The sequence below is a fragment of the Mesorhizobium sp. B2-5-7 genome (assembly GCF_006440875.1).
GTDB classification, from domain to species: domain Bacteria; phylum Pseudomonadota; class Alphaproteobacteria; order Rhizobiales; family Rhizobiaceae; genus Mesorhizobium; species Mesorhizobium australicum.
In genome coordinates this window covers 512,421-528,589 of sequence record NZ_VFUO01000002.1, presented here as the reverse complement: position 1 = coordinate 528,589, position 16,169 = coordinate 512,421, and the positions used below count along the sequence as shown (strand labels likewise).

At 62.8% G+C, this 16,169-nt stretch carries 14 protein-coding genes; 4 read left to right on the top strand and 10 right to left on the bottom strand.

All coding sequences use genetic code 11. From position 1 onward, the window contains the following. Window positions 1-17 precede the first annotated feature (17 nt). A complete protein-coding gene (locus tag FJ543_RS10020; RefSeq protein ID WP_015315459.1) occupies window positions 18-1,004 on the bottom strand; it encodes an ABC transporter substrate-binding protein in 987 nt (328 codons plus the stop codon). Between the two features lie 259 nt (window positions 1,005-1,263). Here FJ543_RS10020 and FJ543_RS10015 point away from each other — a divergent pair, with 259 nt between their 5' ends. Beyond that, the gene (locus tag FJ543_RS10015; protein WP_140874908.1) at window positions 1,264-2,235 is read left to right on the top strand and encodes a sugar-binding domain-containing protein; all 972 of its coding nucleotides are present in this window, start codon (window positions 1,264-1,266) and stop codon (window positions 2,233-2,235) included. Between the two features lie 11 nt (window positions 2,236-2,246). On the opposite strand, the gene FJ543_RS10010 is transcribed toward FJ543_RS10015, so the two are convergent. The 5 genes from FJ543_RS10010 to FJ543_RS09990 all read right to left on the bottom strand — a co-directional run bounded on the left by FJ543_RS10010 (window position 2,247) and on the right by FJ543_RS09990 (window position 7,490). Further along, window positions 2,247-2,615, bottom strand: coding sequence for a hypothetical protein (locus FJ543_RS10010; RefSeq protein ID WP_015315457.1), 369 nt, complete (start codon window positions 2,613-2,615; stop codon window positions 2,247-2,249). 110 nt (window positions 2,616-2,725) lie between these two features. Beyond that, window positions 2,726-4,129 (bottom strand): pyruvate dehydrogenase complex dihydrolipoamide acetyltransferase, encoded by a 1,404-nt coding sequence (locus FJ543_RS10005; protein WP_140874906.1) that lies wholly within the window; start codon window positions 4,127-4,129, stop codon window positions 2,726-2,728. 3 nt (window positions 4,130-4,132) lie between these two features. After that, the gene (locus tag FJ543_RS10000) at window positions 4,133-5,131 is read right to left on the bottom strand and encodes an alpha-ketoacid dehydrogenase subunit beta (RefSeq protein ID WP_015315455.1); all 999 of its coding nucleotides are present in this window, start codon (window positions 5,129-5,131) and stop codon (window positions 4,133-4,135) included. Further along, entirely contained in the window at window positions 5,131-6,159 is a 1,029-nt protein-coding gene (locus tag FJ543_RS09995) for a thiamine pyrophosphate-dependent dehydrogenase E1 component subunit alpha (protein ID WP_140874904.1), read from the bottom strand. Before FJ543_RS09995 ends, FJ543_RS10000 begins: the two co-directional genes overlap by 1 nt. Before the next feature lie 2 nt (window positions 6,160-6,161). Then, entirely contained in the window at window positions 6,162-7,490 is a 1,329-nt protein-coding gene (locus FJ543_RS09990) for an NAD(P)H-dependent oxidoreductase (RefSeq protein WP_015315453.1), read from the bottom strand. 283 nt (window positions 7,491-7,773) lie between these two features. Here FJ543_RS09990 and FJ543_RS09985 point away from each other — a divergent pair, with 283 nt between their 5' ends. Together FJ543_RS09985 and FJ543_RS09980 are read left to right on the top strand one after the other, a co-directional pair. Further along, window positions 7,774-8,829, top strand: a complete 1,056-nt coding sequence (locus FJ543_RS09985; protein ID WP_140616771.1) for an acyl carrier protein — start codon at window positions 7,774-7,776, stop codon at window positions 8,827-8,829. Continuing rightward, a complete protein-coding gene (locus FJ543_RS09980) occupies window positions 8,826-10,298 on the top strand; it encodes a class I adenylate-forming enzyme family protein (RefSeq protein WP_140874902.1) in 1,473 nt (490 codons plus the stop codon). The genes FJ543_RS09985 and FJ543_RS09980 overlap by 4 nt, the downstream gene beginning before the upstream one ends. On the opposite strand, the gene FJ543_RS09975 is transcribed toward FJ543_RS09980, so the two are convergent. Together FJ543_RS09975 and FJ543_RS09970 are read right to left on the bottom strand one after the other, a co-directional pair. Further along, on the bottom strand, window positions 10,295-12,268 hold the full coding sequence (locus FJ543_RS09975) for a tripartite tricarboxylate transporter permease (RefSeq protein WP_140874900.1): 1,974 nt from the start codon (window positions 12,266-12,268) through the stop codon (window positions 10,295-10,297). The two genes, FJ543_RS09980 and FJ543_RS09975, sit on opposite strands and share 4 nt — an antisense overlap. Window positions 12,269-12,288: 20 nt before the next feature. After that, window positions 12,289-13,284 carry a hypothetical protein gene (locus tag FJ543_RS09970; protein ID WP_140662921.1) on the bottom strand — a complete coding sequence of 332 codons (996 nt, stop codon included), beginning with the start codon at window positions 13,282-13,284 and terminating at the stop codon, window positions 12,289-12,291. Between the two features lie 208 nt (window positions 13,285-13,492). Here FJ543_RS09970 and FJ543_RS09965 point away from each other — a divergent pair, with 208 nt between their 5' ends. Continuing rightward, window positions 13,493-14,392 carry a hypothetical protein gene (locus tag FJ543_RS09965; RefSeq protein ID WP_224622338.1) on the top strand — a complete coding sequence of 300 codons (900 nt, stop codon included), beginning with the start codon at window positions 13,493-13,495 and terminating at the stop codon, window positions 14,390-14,392. Here FJ543_RS09965 and FJ543_RS09960 read toward each other — a convergent pair. Continuing rightward, window positions 14,379-15,158 (bottom strand): phosphodiesterase, encoded by a 780-nt coding sequence (locus FJ543_RS09960; RefSeq protein WP_140874898.1) that lies wholly within the window; start codon window positions 15,156-15,158, stop codon window positions 14,379-14,381. The two genes, FJ543_RS09965 and FJ543_RS09960, sit on opposite strands and share 14 nt — an antisense overlap. 66 nt (window positions 15,159-15,224) lie before the next feature. Beyond that, a complete protein-coding gene (locus FJ543_RS09955; protein ID WP_140874896.1) occupies window positions 15,225-16,013 on the bottom strand; it encodes a 3-hydroxybutyrate dehydrogenase in 789 nt (262 codons plus the stop codon). Window positions 16,014-16,169 lie beyond the last annotated feature (156 nt).

Genomic DNA, 16,169 nt, shown 5'->3' with positions numbered 1-16,169 from the left:
TCGCGGGGATCGACGGCTCAGCCGCCGAACAGGTCCTGGAACTTCGCCTTGTCGGCGTCGGTCTCGGCGACGATCGCCTTGGTGTCGAACGGCATCACCTTGACCTTGACGCCTTCCGGCAGCCAGTCGGGACGACCGACCGAGGCGCGTGCCGGCAGGTAACCCATCGACAGCGCCAGCTTCTGGCCTTCATCGGACAGAATGAAGTCGACGAATTTTTTCGCACCGTCGACGTTCTTGGCGGTCTTCATGATGGCCACCGGTTCGGTCACGGCGGGCACGCCCTCCGAGGGGAACACGAATTCGACGGGCGAACCCTTCTTCTTGGCGTTCATCGCCATGAAATCGACGAGGATGCCATAGGGCTTCTCGCCCGACGCCACCGACTTCAGCACCGCGCCATTGCCGCGCACGCTGACGGTGTTGTTGGTCTTCAGCTTCTGGAAGAAATCCCAGCCATAATTGCTGTCGCCGGCGAAGCCCGAAAGCAGGTAGGCGGCGGCACCGGAATAGAGCGGGCTCGGCATGACCAGGCCATCGGCATAGGCCGGCTTGGCGAGGTCCGCCCAATGCTGCGGCTTTTCGGCGGCAGCGGTGTTGTAGACGATGCCGGTAGTGATCAGCTTGCTGCCGAAATAAGTCTTGTCGGCGTCATAGGCATCCGCCTCGATGCCGTCGAGCTTGGCCTCAGGATAGGCCAGCAGCCGGTCGTCCTTCTTCAGCAGTTCCATCGACACCGCGTCGGCGATCAGCAGCACGTCGGGCTGCGGGCTGCCTGCGGCGAACTCGGCCGCCATCTTGGTCAGGATGTCGCTGGTTCCGGAGCGATAGATGGTGACGTCGATGCCGGGCTGTGCCTTCTTGAAGGCATCCACGGTCTTGGCTGCGTCTGCCTCGGGCTGGGATGTGTAGAGCGTCAGTGTTTCGGCATTTGCCACGCCGGCAAACAAAGTTGCCGCGAGTGCCAGCTGGCTGGCCAGCAGCTGGATGAATAGCGTCTTCATGAGACCTCCTGTCTTGTCTGTGCATGACCGGTCTGGCCCCTGGCCAGCACCCCGTCTCTTCCTCCCTGCACGGCGCATATGACTGGTGGATGACACAGCGCGTGAAACCAACAAAATATGTTCATATGTACGATGTCAATTACAAATGATCACAGCTGTGCGATAATCGGCCTGCCGCGAACCCGGCATCCGATTGACGTAAGAGCGGCCTTGCCGGATGAGGACAACCGTCGGCCATGACACATGAGGGACGACATCCATGCCCACGCAAAAGCCCGCACCGGCTCGCCTGCCGATGGTCTCGTCGGACCTCAGCGTCAAGACGGCATGGCTCTATTATGTCGAGGGCTTCACGCAGGAGCAGATCGCCGAAAAGCTCGATGTCTCCAGGGTGAAGGTCATGCGTACGCTGGCCGCCTGTACCGCCGAGGGCATCGTCGTTACCATGATCAACGCGCCGACAGCCGAACAGGTGGCGCTTGAGCGGGAACTGGAAAAACGCTGGGGCCTCAACGCCGCCGTCGTCATCCCGACACCTTCGGTTCACGACCATCTGGAGAAGGCCATCGGCCACGCCGTGGCGGCCTATCTCGGCGAGCAGATGCAGGATGGCATGACGCTGGCGATCGGCGGTGGCGCCACACTGCACGCCAGCCTGGGTTTCCTCGCCCGCCGGCACTTGAAGCGCGCCTCGGTGGTGGCGCTTGTCGGCAGCCTGCCGCATTCGCAATGGATCAACCCGTCGATCGTGGCCGCCAAGGTCGCCGATGTGTTCGAGGTGGACAGCTATCAGATCACGGCGCCGGTGATGGTGGACGACCCCTCGCTGCGCGATCTCCTGTGGGCGCAGCCGACGCTGCAGGATGTGCGCCGGCGCGCCGCGGCGGCCGACATCGCATTGCTCACCGTCGGCGACATATCGCCCGATGCCACCATCTTTCGGCATGACATCGTGCCGTCATCGCTGATTACACCCTTGAAGGCAAAAGGCGCGGTCGCCAACATGCTATGCTATTTCGTCGATGCCGCCGGCAGGCTCGTCGATCACGAAGTCAACCGGCGCGTCATGGCGATCGACCTCGATGTTGTCGCCCATGTGCCGAATGTCGTGCTGGCCGCCGGCGGAAAGCGCAAGGTGGCGGCAATCCTCGCCGCGCTCAAGGCTGTCAACACCAATGTGCTGATCACCGACAGCGACACCGCTATAGCGCTGCTGGCCAAGGCCGGCTGAGATGCCTGGGTTTAAATCAACCCGCGCTCGCGCAAAAAATCCTCGACGCCGACATGGGTCATGGATTCGAATTCGGCGATCGCTTCGGCCACGCGTCTGCGCTGCCCCGCCAGCAGCGTGAACACCTGCTTCATCTCGCCCGAAACGCCAAAACGGCTCCAGCGCTCGGCGATATGCGCGGGCAGGCCGATATCACTGCAGAACGCATCGAGGCTGTCATAGCCGAGGCTGACGACAAGCTGCCTTGTCTCTTCCGCCGACATGCGTGGCTCGAAAGCATGATCGTGCAGGCGCTGCGCCACCAGCTTGATGTCGGAAGGCGACGCGCCCATCACCCTGCCGAACAAGGTTTTGACGTCAGACGGGTCGAATGCAGGCATGTTGGCCTCCCTTGGTCGCGATCACCAGAGAACATGGGTCAAGGTTCGGTGCCTGACAAGTCGTTTCATCATAAGCCGGCGCATCATTGGCGCCGGCTTACTGCAGGAGACTAGACCAGCATGCCCATCGGATTCTCGATCAGCTTCTTGAAGGCGACCAGCAGTTCGGCCCCCAGCGCGCCATCAACCGCACGATGGTCAGTCGACAGCGTCACCGACATCACGGTGGCGATCTTGATCTCGCCGTTCCTGACCACCGCCCGCTCCTCGCCCGCGCCGACCGCCAGGATCGTCGCATGCGGCGGGTTGATGACGGCGGCAAAGTCCTTGATGCCGAACATGCCGAGATTGGAGACGGCGGTCGTGCCGCCTTGATATTCTTCCGGCTTCAGCTTGCGGCTGCGGGCGCGGCTGGCCAGGTCCTTCATCTCGTTGGAGATGACCGACAGCGTCTTTTCGTCGGCATGCCGGATGATCGGCGTGATCAGGCCACCGGGGATCGAAACGGCGACGCCGACATCGGCATGCCTGTGCTTGACCATGGCGCTCTCGGTCCATGAGGCATTGGCATCCGGCACCGCCTTCAAGGCCATCGCCATCGCCTTGATGACCATGTCGTTGACCGACAGCTTGTAGGCGGGCGCCTCGCCCTTGTCGGTCTTCTTCACCGGCGCGGCGGCATTGAGCTGAGTGCGCAAAGCCAGCAGCGCGTCGAGTTCGCAGTCGAGCGTCAGATAGAAATGCGGGATGGTGGTTTTTGCTTCGACCAGGCGCCGCGCGATGGTCTTGCGCATATTGTCGTGCGGGACGAGTTCGTAGGAGCCTTCCTCGAACAGTTTCAGCACGTCCCCTTCTCCCTTGAGGGGAGGGTGGCCGGCCGAAGGCCGGTCGGGTGGGGTCACTTCGACGGGGCTCGGCGCAAAAGCGGTGCCTCCTGAGGCGACCCCCTCCGTCCGCTTCGCGGACACCTCCCCCTCGAGGGGGGAGGAGAGTACCGCATCGATATCCGCCTTTACGACGCGGCCATGTGGGCCTGTGCCTGATATGCCGGAGAGATTCAGTCCTGCTTCACGAGCCAATCGACGCGCCAAGGGTGTAGCGCGGGTTTTCCCCTCCCCCTCGAGGGGAGGGTGGTCGGCCAAACGCCGGTCGGGTGGGGTCGGTTCGACCGGACTCAGCGCGAGGGCGGTGCCTTCTGAGGCAACCCCCTCTGTCGACTTCGTCGACATCTCCCCCTCAAGGGGTGAGATTGGCGCCTTGTCCTTATAAGCCTCGCCGTCAGCATAAATCCAAGCCACCGCCGATCCGACCGCGATATCGACTCCTTCCTTGCCGGTCACGTCGCGCAACACACCGCTGGCCGGAGCGTCGATCTCCATCGCGGCCTTGTCGGTCTCGATCTCGAACAGCACGTCCCCCTTCTTGACCGTGGCGCCTTCCTCGGCGAACCAGCGCGAAATCTGTCCGGTCGCCATATCCATGTCGACCTTGGGAAGAATGACTTCGGTCGGCATGGATCAGCGAACCCCTTTGACGAGGTCGCGCGCGGCGGTGACGATGTCGGGAACCTGCGGCACCGTCGCTTTTTCCAGCTCCGGATTGTAGGGGATCGGCGTTTCCGCACCGCCCAGCCGCACGATCGGCGCATCGAGATAGTCGAACGCCTCGCTTTCGGCGATCATGGCGCTGACCTCGGCGCCGATGCCCAGCGTCTTGACCGCTTCATAGACGCATATCAGCCGCGAGGTCTTCTTGACGCTGTCGATAACGGTCTGCTTGTCCATCGGCCGGATGGTCCGGAGGTCCACGACTTCGACGTCGATGCCTTCGGCCTCCAGCGCGGCAGCGGCGTCGAGCGCCTTCTGCACCATGATCGAGGTGGCGACGATGGTGAGATCACGGCCCTCGCGGCGGATATCTGCCTTGCCGATCGGCACGGTGTAATAGCCTTCGGGCACCGGGCCCTTCATCTTGTAGAGCAGCTTGTGCTCGAAGATCATCACCGGATCGGGATCGGCGACCGCAGCCAGAAGCATGCCCTTGGCATCATGGGGCGTCGCCGGCTGGATAACCTTCAGGCCCGGCACGTGGCCAAGCCAGGCTTCCAGGCTCTGGCTGTGCTGCGCGGCCGCCCCCGTTCCGGAGCCGGCGGGAAAGCGCATCACGACGGGCACCGAAACCTCGCCGCCCAGCATGAAACGCATCTTGGCAGCCTGGTTGACGATCTGCTCCATGGCCAGCGTGGCGAAATCGGAGAACTGGAATTCGAAGATCGGCCGCATGCCGGTCAGCGCGGCGCCGACAGCGACCCCCGCGCCCCCCAGTTCCGAGATCGGCGTGTCCAGCACCCGGTCCGCGCCGTAACGATCGACGAGGTCGCCGGTCACCTGGAAGGCGCCGCCATAGACGCCGATGTCCTCGCCCATCAGGAAGACGCGCTCGTCCATGTCCATGGCGATCGCCATGGCTTCCTGGATCGCCTGGGCGTAGCTCAGTTCACGCACCATCGCGTCCATCACGCCTGCTCCGTATACACGTAATTGCCGGTCTCGCTGACGTCAGGCGACGGGCTCCCCTTGGCGAACTCGATGCCGTCGGCGATCTCCCGCGCCACCACCTCGCGGATGGCTTCGATGCCCTTGTCGTCGATGAATCCGAATTCCCGCAATTCGTTCTCGAACAGTGTGATCGGATCGCGGTTCGACATCCAGTCCTCGATCTCTTCCTTGGTCCGGTAGCGATTGCGGTCGCTCTTGGAATGGCCGCGATGGCGATAGGTCTTGGACTCGATCAGCGTCGGCCCCTCACCCGCCCGTGCCCGCTCGACCGCCTTGTACGAAGCCTCGGCGACCTCGGAGAAGATGTTGCCGTTGACGATGACGCCCGGCATCGAATAGGCGGCGGCGCGGTCGGCGATGTTCTTGACCGCGGTGGACCGGGCAGTCGACGTCGACATGCCGTAGCCATTGTTCTCGCACACGAAAATAACGGGCAGCTTCCAGACCGCCGCCATGTTGAGCGCCTCGTGGAAGGCGCCTTCATTGTTGGCGCCGTCGCCGAAGAAGGAGACGACAACCTTGCCGGTCTTCATCATCTTGGCGGAGAGCGCGGCGCCGACGGCGATCGGAATGCCGCCGCCGACAATGCCATTGGCGCCGAGATTTCCCTTGGCGACATCGGCGATGTGCATCGAACCGCCGCGGCCCTTGCAATAGCCGGTGGTCTTGCCGAAGAATTCCGCGAACATGCGCTTCACCTCGGCGCCCTTGGCGATGCAGTGGCCGTGGCCGCGATGGGTCGAGGTGATCTGGTCGTCCTCGCCAAGCGGCATGCAGATGCCCATGGCGCTCGCCTCCTGGCCGATCGACAGATGCATGGTGCCGTGGATGAGGCCGCGCGTGTAGCTTTCTTCCGCGCCCTCCTCGAAGCGGCGGATCAGGTACATCTTGTAGAGCACCTGCTTCAGCTGCTCGGCGCTGTACTGGCGATAGACGAAGGGCAGGTTGGCGCGGCTGTCCGCGACGGCTTTGCTGGCTCCGGCCATGGTTACGCCTCCACGGTTCCGTAGACGAGCTTGTCCTGACGGGCGCGCAGTTCGGCGATCTTGGAGCCCGCTGCCGGGGCGGCATTGGCGTAGGTGATGAGCTCACCCTTCTTGATCGGCGCCGTAACCGACCCGCCCTGCAGCAGGCCGCAGGGAATGGCCCTCGCGGCATGCGCTTCCGGTGCAGTCATGATCCAGGCGCGGTAGCAATATTCGCCGATCGCATCGAGCTTCTCGCCGGGCTGCATGTCCTTCTTGGCCACGGCGGCCACTTCAGCTACCGGCTTGGCCAGCGGCACCATGTCGGCCTTGCCGTAGAGCACGACGCGGGCGCAGGTCAGCGGCACTTCGAGCGAGGTCAGGTGATAGGGACGATGGAACGTGAAGTACGGGCCCTTGCCCATCTTCAAATCTTCCATGCGCTCCGAAATGCGCGGATGCGACATGTCGGCGACGACGAAGACACCGGGCGCGACACCCTTGCCGATCGAATAGTCGACGACACCGACCCTCGACAGCACGCCGCCATCCTTCTGCGGCACCAGCACCTTGTTCAATTCGCCGAGCGTCGCGGCCGGGCCATGCATGCCGGCCTTGTCGGGCACCAGCCCGGTGGCGTTGGCGATCGCCGCCATCTCGACCATGGTCTTCGAGCCGTCGACGAACTCCACCAGCATGCGCACATTCATGTGCCGGCGCCTGGCCTCCTCCTCATAGGCGGGCGGCGTGGCGTCGATGTTGAGCGGGTTGTTCTTGCCCTTGCCGGCGGCGACGATCGGGTGGCCCATGGCCGAAACGAATTCGATCAGCTCCATGCAGGAGGAGGGTTCGTCGCCGGCGCCCAGCGAATAGGTGACGCCGAGCCGATCGGCTTCGCTCTTGAGATAGGCGCCGATGGTGACGTCGGCCTCGACATTCATCATCACCAGATGCTTGCCATGCTCCATGGCGCGCAAGCCGATTTCGGCGCCGACGGCGGGAACGCCGGTGGCATCGATGACGACGTCGATAAGATCGTTGTTGATGACCAGGCTGGCGTCGTTGGTCACCGCCACCTTGCCGGCTTCCATGGCGGCCGTCATCGCCGAGGCGTTCGATACCTCGCGCGCATGGCCGGTTTCCTGGAAGGCGATATCCACCGCCTTGCTGGCGGCGGGCAGGTTCAGCTCGGAGATCGCGCCGATCTCTATGCCCGACATATGGGCGACGCGGGTGACGATGTCGGTTCCCATTTCGCCCGAGCCGATCAGCCCGATCCGGATCGGCTTGCCCGATTTGCCGCGTTCCTCGAGATCGCGGGCAAGGCCCGTCAACGAAACATTGGACGCCATACCGCTCATTCCTCCCATAATGCAGGCTTGTTCAATTGCCTGACGGGTATTGAACATCTGTATTTCTGTCAAGACTAATGTCCAAATCTGCGTGCTTTTGCAACACTTACACAACTGGACAAAAGGCCGTTGCGGAGCCGGCAAATCGCGACTTTCCGCGTTGCCGTGGCGAGACAAGCACGCCAGCGGCGGCTCGACGCGCGGCGCACAGGACACTTGTTAGGGGCTCTCACCCTGCGTAAAAGCGTTAGCAGTGAACATCCGTCGGTTAGGGGCTTTTCCGATGAACGTCCAACAACGGGTTAGACCTGTGCCACCGCCGGGCGATGGACCGGCCCATGCGATTGCCGGCATCTTCGCCGCGGAATTGAAGGTGCCGGCCGTCGGCTTCGACGACAATTTCTTCGATCTCGGCGGCGATTCGCTGATGGCGGAGACTCTGGTGCTTGCCGTGCAGAAGCGGTTCGGCGTGAGATTGCAGACTTCCGTCCTGCTCGAAGCGCAGACACCGCGGGAATTCGGCCGGTTGATCGCATCGCTGGTGCCGGAGCATCCGGCCCGTGAGCTGATCGTGCCGGTGTCCGGCAGCGTCGGCCAGGAGCCGATCGCGATGATCCACGGCATCACCGGCTCGGCCTTGTTCGCCAATCGCTTCAGCAGGCGTCTGAAAGAGAAATACGCGATCATGGCGGTGCGCGGCATGGGCACGGAACTCGGCGAGACGCCCTATTCCACCATGGCCGAAATTGGCACCAACTATTTTGAAGCCTTCACCTCGGTAACAGGCAGGCACCCCGAAGTCATCGGCGGCATATGCGTGGGTGGCCTGCTCGCGATCGAGGTCGGCCGGCTGAGCCATGAGGCGACGGGCAAGCGGCCGGCGATCGTGCTCATCGATCCGCCGTCGCCAGGTTCGGCCTGGCTGAAGCCGATGCCCGACGATCGCCTCACGGAGAGGAGGAGGCGCGATATCGTGCGCAAGGTGGTCTACTGGCGCCTGTTGCGAGACACGCTGAAGGCGGTCGGTCTCGGACAGACACGCCTGGGGCGCCATCTGCGCAAGAAGGCATACAAGAGCGCGCTGCTGCAGGCCGCAGCCGGTTTTGTGCCCTCGTCCTACCCCTGCGACATCCTCATCCTCGCCAGTTCCGAATGGGGAGCCACTACCGTGAAGGACTACAAGGGCTGGGCGTCTAACGAGGCCAGCGTGAAAACGGTCGTCATGCCGGGTACGCACAACAAATTCCGCAAGGCCAACATGGACGCGATCGACGCGGAGATCTTGACGTTCCTCTCCGCCCGAAGCGAGGCCCCACGCGAAAACCCGCATCGTCAATGAGTTTTGGTCGGCAGATACTGGAGGCCTTCGCTGCCCATGGCGACAAGGTCGCGATGGTCAGCGGCCGTTCTGATATCACCTATTCCCAGGCCCTGACGCAGAGCGGACATCTTGCAGCCAATTTCGGCGCATCGGGCATCCGACCGGGCGACCGCGTCGGCCTCGCCATGCTCGACAACATCGACGTGATCCTTTCGATCCTCGCCTGCTGGAAAATCGGCGCGACCCCTGTTGTCGTCGACTTTCGAACTCCCAGGAGTCAGCGAGCCAGGCAGGCCCGCGACTTCGATCTGAGAATGGTTTTTGAAAGCCGCGCCATGCCGGGCGATGAGGTCTATCCGAACGCCCTTTTCGAGGCTGGCTGGAAATCGGCTTCGGCGCCGGGATCCGACATCCGCCCCCCGGCGAGCGATGCCGTCCCGGCCTTTTTGATCTTTTCGTCCGGCACGACGGGCGATCCAAAGGCCTACACCCAGTCGCATGAGGCACTCGCCAGGCGCATCGCGGCGCGCCGCGGCGTGGTGGAGGGAACCGCCAAACGATTCCTGACGCCGATGGCCCTGTCATACTCGGCAATGCGTCACCAGGTCTTCGGCTATCTGCTTTACGGGGGAATCGTTCGGTTCTTTCCTCCCTTGTTCACCCCCTCGGAGCTCATCGAGGCGCTGCTCTCGTTCCAGGCAAGCGGCACGGCGCTGGCGCCATCAGTCATTGCGCGGATGGTCAAGGAGGTGGGCGAACGCGGAACCCACCTGCTTCCCCAACTTTCCGTTCTCTACAGCGTAGGCGGACCGGCCAGAGGCGAAGACAAGATCGCTGCCTACCGCTATCTCTCATCTGGATACCGGATAAGCTACTCATCGAGCCTTACCGGCATCATATCCTCGCTATGGGGTGAGGATATTCTGGCAAAGCCCGAAAGCGCCGGCCGTCCGGTCGCCGGCGCACAGGTCGAAATCCTCGGTGCCGATGGCCGCGTGTTGCCGCAAGGTGAGCGCGGGCTGATCAAGGCATGGACGCCGACCATGGCATCCGCGGTCCTGATGCCCGGCAACCGCCTGTTCGTCGATCCGCAGATCATGAGCTCCGACTGGGGCATCCCCGGTGATATCGGATTTCTGGACGCCGACGGATTTATCACGATCGTCGATCGGGAGGCCGATATGATCGTTCGCGGCGGCGTCAGTGTCGCGCCGCAGGAGCTTGAAAAACTGATCCGCACCCATGCCAAGGTGCAGGACGTCGCCGTGGCCGGCTTTCCAGATGAGACCATGGGGCAGGAAATCGCCGCCTTCATCGTCTCAGACCGCGGAACCGTCGAGGAATTCCAGGCTTTCATGCGCACCAACATCGCGCCCGACCGGCGGCCGCGCGAGATCAGGCTGGTCGCCTCGTTGCCTTACAGCGGCAACGGCAAGCTGCTACGCCGCCAACTGGTCGAAACGCTGGCGCCGCATAAGGGTTCTTAGAAAATCCCGCCGATGCCTGTGAGCCACGGAGTCGGCCAGGGCTGGGATGCCAGCATGTCGAAGACCGAATAGACGAAGGCCGTCGCGGCGGCAGCGATCACCAGGGATGACCGCCTCGACTTCGTCCCAAGCACCATGATGCTGCCGGCAACGAAGATGAAGGTCGCTGCCAGGTGACCGACCAACAGGATGAGAAAGGCGAGGGCCAGACAAAGGCCGATGATTGCGAGATTGCCTTTCATGGTGGGTTCCGAAACCGGAGACCATTCGCCTGGTATCGCGGCAGGCGCGGATAGGACAGGCATGGCCCGCCTGCGCCATCGCAGCGACGCCTGCACTGTGGTCACCAGCGAAAACACCAACAGGAATCCAGCCGTGATGACCGGGAAAATGGCGGCCTCGAAGGGAAAGCCGGTCACGGCCGTCACCAACGCCGCGAACGCCAGCAATGTCATGGTGGCGCCTGCGACAATGTCGGGCAGCGCGGGGGGCAGCGGCCCGCCGGGATTTCTGGCCCTGATCCACGACAGCGTCTGCCTGACGAGACCGACCACGGCCAGTCCAAGCAGGATGAGCACCAGCGGCTGGGCAAGCCACGACCAGCCGGAAATCTGATAGGCGAGAAAGAAATAGTTCTCGAGGCTCGGGCCGAGCACGAATCCCAATGAAAAGGCCGAGCGCGGCCAGTTGAGTTCCTTCATCGCCATGCCAACGGCGCCGACGCCGATGACCAGCGCGAAATCGAAGGCGCTCATATTGGTCTGGTATGCACCAACCACGATGAAGGTGACCACCAGCGGCACCAGTATGGCGGCTGGAACCTGCGCGACGCGCGCCAGAGGCCGGGTCAGCACAAGGCAGGTCACCGCGCCTACAATATTTGCCACGGCGATGCTGAACACCATCGACATGGTGAGCGCGGCATTCTTGCCCAGCATGTCGGGGCCGGGAACGAGCCCATGGACGACAAAGGCGCCGAGCAGGATGCTCATCGAGGCCGAACCCGGCACGCCGAAGGCGATGGTCGGGATGAGCGAGCCGCCTTCCTTGGCATTGTTGGCGCTCTCGGGCGCGATGACGCCCCTGACATTGCCTTCGCCGAATTTCGGTCCCGAGCCAGGCCGCCGTGACGCATGGCCATAGGCGATCCAGTCCAGCACCGCGATGCCGACACCGGGAACTGCGCCCAGCAGCGAACCGATGCTGCTGCATCGCAGCACCAGCGGCCACTCCCGCAGCGTGTCCCTGATGCCTTGCCACATGCCCGCATAAGTCGGTCGCTCCGCATTGCCCTGGATGGAACCTCGCAACAGGAGCGAAGCCAGCTCCGGTAGGCCGAACAGGCCGAGAAACACCAGGGCCACCGGCAGACCGTCCCAGAGATAGATTTCACCAAAGGTCCACCGGTCGATGCCGGCGATCTTATCGATGCCGACAAACGAGGCGAGCATGCCGAACATGGCCGCGGCCAGCCCCTTCAGCGGCTGGCTCCCGGCCAGCATCGCGACGATGGAGAGCCCGAAGGCGCAGATGGCGAAGAAGTCCGGCGTCTTTAGATAGAGGACAAGCGGTCGCATGATGGGAATAGCCGCGGCAAGCACCAGAGCGCCAAACACGCCGCCAATCAGCGACGCCGAATAGGAGGCGCCGAAGGCGCGCGCGGCTTCGCCTTTCTTGGCCATGGCATGGCCGTCGAGCACCGTCGCCGCCGCTCCGACCGAGCCCGGAACCCCAAACAGGATGGCCGGGATCGTATCGGAGGTGGTATTGACCGATCCCATACCGAGCAGGAGCGCGAAGGCGGCATAGGCGTCCATGTTGTAGGTCATCGGGATGAGCAGGGCCATCGCGAACAGCCCGCCAACGCCCGGGACAACGCCGACGACGAGGCCGACGAAAACGCCGGTCACCAGCATCAGCATGCGAAACGGCTGGGCCATCTCGACGACGGCGGTGAGGATCAGATCCACCGTTGAGCCTCGCCGGGAATCTACTTCACCAGATTTCTGGCGGTCTCGAACACATCCGGATCCACCTTCAACTGCTCCGAGACAAGCCGGCTTATGTCTTCGCCGCTGGTGGCGTTGACGGTCATTTCGCTAAGCTTGCCGATGTCGGCCAGGAACGCCTTATCCCTGACCATCTCCATATATCCCTTGCGCAGCGTTTCGACCGTCTCCTTGGGCGTGCCCGGCGGGACAACCAACGGATGATGGAACTGCAAAGCCGTCTCGATCAGCGCGGCCGCTTCCCGGACCTTCGGGTCGTCGATCCTAGCAGTGAACTTCTCCTGGCCTGCAACGATGCCCTGGCCGAAGGTACCAATGAGGTTGAGCGCGTCGCGGTTTTCGGAGATGTTGTAACTGGAGACTCCGCACATTCCGGCGATCTCGCCTCGCTGCATCGCCAGTTCGATATCGGCCGTGCCTTCAAAGCCGGTGACGACCTTGAACTTTGCCTTCAAGCCGTTCTTGACCAGCGCCGCGAAAATATAGGTCACGCTGCTCTTGCCGGTCGCCCCAATCAGGAAATCGGACTGCAGGAACTTGTCCATCGTGTCGATGCCGGAACTCTTGGCCGTCAGGCAATAGGCCGGCTCGTTGACGAGCGAGCCAATCCATTGCAGGGCAAGCGGATCGAAATTGGCGTTCTGGGGATCGAGCACCGGCGCATATGACATGGCTTCGCTGACGGAAGCGATGACGCTGCCGTCGGCCGGCTCGCTGCCCAACACCATCTTGGTGAGCTTCAGGCTGCCGCCCCCGGGCACATTCTGGACGACTATATCCGGATTGCCGGGAAGGAACCGGCCGAAGTGGCGGGCGATCAGCCGCGATGTCTGGTCATAGCCCCCGCCGGGGCCATAGCCGACCTTGATCGTGATTGTCTTGAATTCGACCGCTTGCGCCCGGGCGCCCGTGGCAAAGACAATGCTGGCGGCAACGAAGGGAATGGCGCGCAATGCGCGGAAGATCGCAACCAACATATCAACCCCGTGCAGAACCCGGATGGCGTTTTAGCGCTACGATGTCGCGATTGATAGCGCCCGCGACCAGATCAGGTTGAAATACAGCATGCGTGTACGACAAGCCGGTGGTCGCAAAAATTCTCGCGGCTCCAGGCCGGGGTTGTGGGAAGATGAGCTTCGTCTTATGGGAGCATGCATCCGATTTGGAGCAATGGCGAAGTTTGTAATGAGCTGGAAGCCTGCCAAGGGCCTTGTTGATCTGCTGAACCACAACTGGCCTGTCAGAAAGGCCAAGGCTTTTCGCAACGCCGTGATTGAGCGCGATTTTCGCGGGCGCGGCGTTCCCGAAGGCCTGAAATTCGCCGAGGAGCTGCTGCAAACCGGCTCCCGGCGCTTCTGCTTTGTCATTGCCTTCAACACCCCCTGGGTCATCGATGCGCTCACCCGAGCCTGGCAATTGTATTCCTCTGGGATGACGCTGGTGGTCATCGACAATTCATCCGATCGATCGGCAAGGGTGCGTATCGCGGACATCTGCCGGGCGCGAAAAACCGCTTATTTCGGTTTGCCTCGGAACCGGGAAAGCCATCCCAACCGGTCGCACGGGATATCCATGAACTGGATCTTCCACAACATCGTTCGGCCTTTGCGGCCGGAGCTTTTCGGATTTCTGGATCACGACTGCTTTCCGACCGTCCCCGTGGACATCGCCGCGACGATGGAGGGAAAAATCGTCCACGGCTCAAAGCGCCCAGCGCAAGCGGACCCCGAGGCCTGGTTCATGTGGGCTGGGTTCTGCTTCTTCCGCTTCAGCGCCGTGCAAGGACTGGACCTGGACTTCACACCGCGTTTTGTCAGCGGAATGGACACCGGCGGCGGAAACTGGAGCCTGCTGTATCGCGGACTTGGCGAGAACGATGTTTCCGATGCGCAAAAGACGGCAGCCGATCTCGATGTTGATGGGATGGAAGCGGACCATCGGATGCTGGGCGGCGCCTTTTTCCACGTCGGCGGCGCCTCGCACAGAAAATTGGTCATGACCCCACAGTATCGGCGGCTGATCTCCGATTATGTATGGGAGACCCATCTTGGCGGCGGCGAAAGCCGCCTCGTCAAGGATCCTTGACCGGCTCGGGCCGGCCCGTCTCAAAATCGTGGAAATGGACGACCACTCCATCCGCATCGATGAAGATGACGGCATAGGCGGGCGGCTCGTGGCCCAGCCGCCAGCTGTCCGAAAAATCGAGGGCGCTCTGATGATTGGTGCTGCGCAGCGTGCTGACCGGTATGCCGCGCCAGCTGCCGGCGATCAGCCTGTGGACATGGCCGGCAAAGATGTGGCCGACATTGCCGTGGCGCCGGAGAATGTCATGGAAGGCATCGGCGTCGGCGAGCCTGACCTCGTCGAGCACCGGCATGTGAATGCGGAACGGCGGGTGGTGCATGAAGAGGAAGACCGGCCTGTCGCGCGCTTCGTGCAGCTTCTCGTCCAGCCAGTCGAGACGGGCCGCGCACAGCCTGCCCTCGACATGTCCGCTGTCCAGCGTGTCGAGCAGGATCAGGCGGCCATCGCCGCCATCGAAAACGCTCTGGACAAACCCGCGCTCGGCCGGCGCTTCCGGGAACATTTCGAGAAAAAGCGCCCTGTCGTCGTGGTTGCCGAGCATCAGCCGGCAAGGCGGCACGAACCGCGCCAGCGCCCCTCGCAACGCCGCATAGGCCGCGCGCTCGCCATCATTGCTCAGGTCGCCTGATATCACCACCAGGTCGGCATCGGCATGGTTCCTGCCGATATCCGCCAGGCAGGCTTCCAGCCGCGCGACCGGATCGGAACCGTAGAGAAGGGCACCCGGCGCCATCAGATGCGGATCGGAGAGCTGGATGATTTTCATTGGCCGCGCACTGCCTTCCTGCCGGCGCCCTGGCGTTGGCCTAAAGGCGGCATGTTTCGACCAATTTTACTGTGCCGTCCAGCCGCCATCCATCGGTAACGTCGTGCCGGTGATCTGTCTGGCCGCATCCGAGCACAGGAACAATGCCAGTGCCGCAAGCTCTTCGACAGTAACGAATTCCTTGGTCGGCTGCGCGGCCAGCAGCACGTCGTGCTTGACCTGTTCCTCGGTCATGCCGCGCGCCTTCATCGTGTCGGGGATCTGCTTTTCGACCAGCGGCGTCCAGACATAGCCGGGCGCGATCGCGTTCACGGTGATGCCGTCCCGCGCGACTTCCAGCGCCACCGTCTTGGTCAGGCCTGATATGCCGTGCTTGGCCGAGACATAGGCCGACTTGAACGGCGAGGCGACCAGCGCGTGCGCGGAAGCCGTGTTGATGATGCGGCCCCATTTGCGTGCCTTCATGCCGGGCACCACCGCCTTGACGGCGTAGAAGGCGGCCAAAAGGTTGATGCGGATGATGGCTTCCCATTTGTCGTCGGGAAACTCCTCGATCGGCGCCACATGCTGGATGCCCGCATTGTTGACCAGTATGTCGAGGCTGCCGAGCGCCTCTTCCGCGTCATGGATCATGGCGGCGACCGCGGCGCCATCCATCATGTTGGCATCGGAATAGCGGCACTTGACGCCGAAATCCTTCTCGATGCCGGCGCGCTCCCGCTCGATGGCGGCAGCATCGCCAAGACCGTTGATGGTGACGTTGGCGCCCTCGGCGGCAAAGGCGCGGGCGATTGCCAGGCCGATACCGCTGGTCGAGCCGGTGACGAGGGCATTCTTCGAAGACAGGGAACCCATGGGAAATCTCGCGCGAGGTGGGAGGGAACATGACGATATAATTGTGCGTCGCAGCATGACAATGGCAGAGCCATGTGTCGATGCGATTACAGCCAGACGACAACGCCTGCTTGTCCTCGCCCGGTTCGGAAACCATGGTCGTTAGGCTGACACGGC